The sequence below is a fragment of the Kitasatospora sp. NPDC059088 genome (assembly GCF_042738155.1).
Classification (GTDB): domain Bacteria; phylum Actinomycetota; class Actinomycetes; order Streptomycetales; family Streptomycetaceae; genus Kitasatospora.
Map to the genome: position 1 here is coordinate 1 of NZ_JBHYGR010000070.1, position 5,072 is coordinate 5,072.

The window sequence follows — 5,072 nt, forward strand, 5'->3', positions numbered from 1 at the left end:
ATCCACACCCACCCCCAGACACCGGATATTAGTTGTGGTATCGTGGGAGCGGTGTTGTTTATAAGACACACACCAGGAACTGGCGCGGCCGGAACGGGGCAACGGCCCGCCCACCACGGCGTGGTGGGCGAGGTCGGCACGACGAACGGCCGAGGGCCCGGGACGCACAGCCGCGTCCCGGGCCCTCGTCGCGTCCGGGCCGGGTGCGAACGGCCCCCGGGAGTGCCGGACTTGTCCGTACCCGTCCGATGTCCACGAGGATTTCACTCCCGGGGTCTACCCGCGTAGCCGCGAAGCCGACACACTGGCGCACGCAACTCATCAGTCAATCCGATCTTCTGATGGAGCGTTCGCCATGGCCCTCACCGGATCCATACGCCGGTTCCTGTCCTGCCTGCCGGCCGCCGCCGCCCTCGTCGCCGCGACCGTGGTCGCCGGCGGCAGCCCGGCCCAGGCCGCACTGCCGACCCCGATCTCCGCCGCCACCGCCCGGCTCTACCTCGACGGGATGACCGCGACCCCCGAGACCCACGCGGACAGCTACGACAGAACCCTCTTCCCCACCTGGATCAAGATCAGCGGCAGCTGCGACACCCGCAAGTGGATCGTCAAGCGGGACGGCACCGACGTCACCACCGACACCTCCTGCAAGGCCACCAGCGGCAGTTGGACCTCGCCGTACGACGGCGCCACCACCACCAACCCGTCCACCTTCGACGTGGACCACCTGGTGCCGCTCTCCGAGGCCTGGGCCTCCGGCGCCTGGGCCTGGACCACCGCCCAGCGCCAGGCCTTCGCCAACGACGTCACCCGCCCCCAGCTGGTCCTGGTCTCCGCGAGCAGCAACCGCTCCAAGGGCGACCGCGACCCGGCCGAGTGGCTCCCCCAGGCCTCCTACCGCTGCACCTACGCCCGCGCCTGGGTGCAGGTGAAGCAGTACTACGGGCTCGGCGTGGACAGCACCGAGAAGACCGCGCTCACCGGCATCCTCGACAACTGCTGACCCTCCGAACGTCGGGGACGGGTGCCGGACCCGGGCGCCCGTCCCCGGGCCGGACCCACTCGCCCCCTGACCCCGGCCCCGCTCACCCCTCCGAGTCCGCGGGGAAGGCCACCGGGTAGGGCTCGGTGAAGTCGGCCGAGCGGGAGACCTCGCGCCACCGGCTGTCCTCCTCCAGCAGCCGGCGGTCCTGCGCGATCGAACCCTCGGCCGCGTTGACCCCCAGCGGCAGGTGGTCCGGGACATCGCGGCGCCCGGCCATCCGCACCAGGATCTCGGCAGCCCGGTCCGGGTCACCGGCAGCGCCGTCCACACCCTTGCGCAGCCGCTCGTTGACCGCGCCGACCGTTCCCGCATAGGCCTCCGGGACCTCGTGCACCACCATCGACGCCCCCGCCCAGTCGGTACGGAAGCCGCTCGGCTCGACCACCAGCACCTTCACGCCGAACGGCGCGAGCTCGGCCCGCAGAACCCGGCTGAACCCGTCGATGGCGAACTTCGCCGCCTGGTACGAGGCGATGCCCGGCGAACCGCCGACCCGCCCGCCCACCGAGGAGAACTGCATCACCAGGCCCCCCTTCTGCTCGCGCAGCAGCGGGATCGCAGCCTTGGTGACGTGGTAGACGCCCCAGAAGTTCGTCTCGAACTGGGCCCGGAAGTCGGCGTCCTCGGTGGTCTCGATCGGCGAGACGTTGGCGTACCCGGCGTTGTTGACCAGCACGTCGATCCGGCCGAAGGCCTCCCGCGCCTGGGCGACGGCCGCCCGGGCCGCCGCCGGATCGGTGACGTCGAGCGCCACCGGGCGGACGCGCTCGCCGAACTCCTCGACGAGGTCGGCCAGCTGCTCCGGCCGCCGGGCCGTCGCGACCACCAGGTCACCGGCCTCCAGTGCCGCGCGCACCAGGCTCCGGCCGAAGCCGCGCGAGCTGCCGGTGACGAACCAGACCCGCGCCTCGGGGCGGCGTGCGCTCTCCGCGTTCTCCATGCTCTCCGCGCTCTTCATGCTCTCCATGACTCTCCTCCGCGTTCTCCGGCGTGCCGTGTCGTGCCGTGTCGTGCCGTGTCGTGCCGTGCCATTAGTAGAACACCGTTGCGCTAATAGTGCAACGCCGTTGCGGTAATACGGCAACGGCGTTGCCCTACCATGGGTGGATGGCAGACACACCGGAGTTCCAGCGCGCACGCTCGCCCGAGGCCAAGCGCAGACGCGAAGCCGCGATCCTGGAAGCGGCCGCGGCACTCGGCCGCGAGCGCGGCGTCAGGGAGATCACCCTGACCGACATCGCCTCCGCCGTCGGCATGCACAAGTCGGCCCTGCTGCGGTACTTCGAGACGCGCGAGGAGATCTTCCTGCGCCTCACCGCCGAGGGCTGGGCCGAGTGGTCGCAGGCCCTCACAGCGCGGCTGCGGGAGACCGGGGACCCGAGCCCGGCGACCGTCGCCCGGGCCTTCGCCGCCACCCTCGCCGAGCGCGGGAGCTTCTGCGACCTGCTCGCCCACGCACCGCTCAACCTCGAACGCCACGTCTCCGTCGACGCGGTCCGCGAGTTCAAGCTCGCCACGGTCGCCGCCCGCGAACCCGTCACCGCCGCGCTACGGGAACAACTCCCCACTCTCGACGACCAGGACGTCACCGACCTGTTCGCCACCGCCGTCTCCCTCGCCGGCGCCATGTGGCAGATCGCCAACCCGGGCCCCGAGGTCGCCGCCCTCTACCGCAGCGACCCCCGCCTCGCCCACGCCGTCGTCGAGGTCGAACCCCGGCTCGCCCGCATCCTCACCGCGACGATCACCGGCCTGGCCGGGAAGTCCGAGGGCTAGGGTCCGTCCCGCGTTCAGTCGGCCGGCCGGGACGGGAAGGCCCGCAGCGTCCGGAGGTCCGCGGTCGCGATCAGGGGCAGGCAGGAGAGCAGGCCGATCCCGGCGATCGTCCACAGCGTGGGGCGGGTGCCGAGGACCGAGCCGAGGTAGCCGCCGGCCAGTGCCCCGAGCGGGCGGGTGCCCCAGATGGCGAACCGCACGGAGGCGTTCATCCGGCCTTGCAGGCCGGTGGGGGTGATGGCCTGGCGCAGGCTCACCTGGCCGATGTTGTAGACGGTGATGCCGCAGGCCATGATGCCGGTCGCGACGCCCAGGGTCGGCACGGCACGGGCCGGCGCCGCGGTCGCGAGCACCAGCACGGCGATCCCCGACATGGACTTGGCCGCGACCAGGACGGGGCCGAGGCCCACGCGCCGGATGACCCGGCCGCTGAGCGTGGCCCCCAGCAGCGCACCGCAGTTGCCCATGCTCAGGGCCAGCCCGAGCTCCCCCGGCGAGAGCCGCAGGTCGCGCAGCGCGTACGCGGTCAGGACGGCGCCCAGCGCGCCGCTCAGGCCGACGAGATTGCTGATGCCCGTGGCCAGGGTCAGCGAGCGCAGGGTCCGGTGGCCGAAGACGAACCGCAGCCCCTCGGCGATCCGGGTGCGCATCCGCTCCCTCGTCCGCGGCACCGGCACCCGGGGCGTCCGGATGAGGCAGAGGAGCAGCGCGGACACCAGGTAGCTCACCGAGTTGACGGCCAGGACCAGGGGCGCGGCGACGGTCTGCAGCAGCAGGCCGCCGATGCTGGGGCCCGCCAGCTCCGCCGTCGAGCGGGAGAACTCCAGCCGGCTGTTGCCGTCCGGGGTCTGCTCCCGCGCCACGACCGTCGGCAGGAACGCCTGGTCGGCGATGTCGAAGAAGACCGTGCACAGCCCGATGGCGAACCCGACCGCGCAGAGCAGCGGCACGCTCAGCACCCCGGCGAGGTGGGCCGCCGGCAGCAGGGCGATGGTCACGGCCCGGCCGACGTCCGCCACCACCATCACCCGCCGGCGGTCCCACCGGTCGAGCAGCGCGCCCGCCGGCAGGCCGACCAGGAGGAACGGCAGGGACTCCATCGCCGAGACGAGTCCCAGCTGGCCGGTCGAGGCGGACAGGGTCGTCAGGGCGAGCACGGGGATGACGAAGAACGTGATCCGCGTCCCGAACTCGCTGACGGTGTGCGCCGCCCACAGGACCTGGAAGTTCCGCTGCCGCCAGACGCTGACCAGCGGTCCCGGCCGCGGCCGGGACCGGGGCCGGGCGGGAGCGGCCGGCCCCGGGGGTGGGACCACCTCGACCGGCCGGCTCACAGGTACAGCGGGTGCGGCCGTCCGGAGCCCGCGACGTTGTGGCGCTCCCCGTAACCGGCGCGGGAGAAGGCCGAGACCAGCCGGCCGTCAACGGCGCCCAGGGCCACGTCGTGGCGGGGGGCCGGCCCGTCCACGACCCCGAGGAGGTGGGGGCTGGTCACGTACTCCTGGACGAGCCAGCCCTCGGCGCCCGCGAGGTCGACGGCGGCCTCCCAGGCCGGTGCGTCGGCGGCCTCCCGGCCGATCACCACACCGTTGCCGCGGGTGTCCAGCGGGCGCTTGAGGACGTAGCGGTCGCGGTCGCGGACGACGGCGTGCAGCGTCGCCGCGTCGCAGTGCGCGAGGTTGCGCGACCACGGGATCGCCGGACGGACCCGGCGGTAGTCGGCGGCGTCGAAGAGGTGGGCGAAGCGCGGGTCGGAGAGCACGGCGAGGCACAGCTTGTTGTCGCCGATCAGGCGTCCGCGCAGCCCGTTCTGCACGAACAGCCGGCCCTCGCGCACGGCCTCCAGGTAGGACGCCGCGCCGTCGCCCATCCGCAGCAGGTCCTGGATGCCGACCTTGGCGAACGCGTGCCGCACCGCCTCCCCGCGTACGACGACGCCCCCGCGCCCGTCGAGCGAGATCTCGCGCGGGTCCGCGTGCAGGACCCGGACGCCCAGGGCCGTCAGGGCGGTGTCGTAGTCACGGGTGTCGGCGCGGTAGCTGCCGTCCGGGCAGAGCAGGGCCACCGTCTCCGGACGGGTCCCGGTGTGCTGCTCCGCCAGGCGCAGCAGCCAACTCCCCGGCCAGAGCGGGTCGTCGGCCGGCAGCGGGGGGGGGGGCCGCCGCAGGGGCGCCGGGGTGTCGCGCGCGGCGTCCCCGGGCCCGCGCCCCCCCGGGGGCGGGCGCGGCGCCCCCCGGGGCGCGGGGGAGCC

At 73.7% G+C, this 5,072-nt stretch carries 4 protein-coding genes and 1 pseudogene; 2 read left to right on the plus strand and 3 right to left on the minus strand.

Going from position 1 to position 5,072, the window contains the following annotated elements; all coding sequences use genetic code 11:
• Window positions 1–355 precede the first annotated feature (355 nt).
• Window positions 356–1,003, plus strand: a complete 648-nt coding sequence (locus ACFWXO_RS27355) for an HNH endonuclease family protein (RefSeq protein ID WP_380526764.1) — start codon at window positions 356–358, stop codon at window positions 1,001–1,003.
• Between the two features lie 82 nt (window positions 1,004–1,085).
• On the opposite strand, the gene ACFWXO_RS27360 is transcribed toward ACFWXO_RS27355, so the two are convergent.
• Entirely contained in the window at window positions 1,086–2,003 is a 918-nt protein-coding gene (locus tag ACFWXO_RS27360; RefSeq protein WP_380526813.1) for an SDR family NAD(P)-dependent oxidoreductase, read from the minus strand.
• A gap of 149 nt (window positions 2,004–2,152) precedes the next feature.
• On the opposite strand from ACFWXO_RS27360, the gene ACFWXO_RS27365 reads away from it, so the two are divergent.
• Window positions 2,153–2,821: a TetR family transcriptional regulator gene (locus tag ACFWXO_RS27365; protein WP_375885901.1), complete on the plus strand. Its 669-nt coding sequence runs from the start codon at window positions 2,153–2,155 to the stop codon at window positions 2,819–2,821.
• A gap of 14 nt (window positions 2,822–2,835) precedes the next feature.
• Here ACFWXO_RS27365 and ACFWXO_RS27370 read toward each other — a convergent pair whose 3' ends face one another.
• Together ACFWXO_RS27370 and ACFWXO_RS27375 are read right to left on the minus strand one after the other, a co-directional pair.
• A complete protein-coding gene (locus ACFWXO_RS27370) occupies window positions 2,836–4,155 on the minus strand; it encodes an MFS transporter (protein ID WP_380526766.1) in 1,320 nt (439 codons plus the stop codon).
• Window positions 4,152–5,072, minus strand: a pseudogene (locus ACFWXO_RS27375) (hypothetical protein); the annotation flags it as partial. The pseudogene ACFWXO_RS27375 and the gene ACFWXO_RS27370, both read right to left, overlap by 4 nt.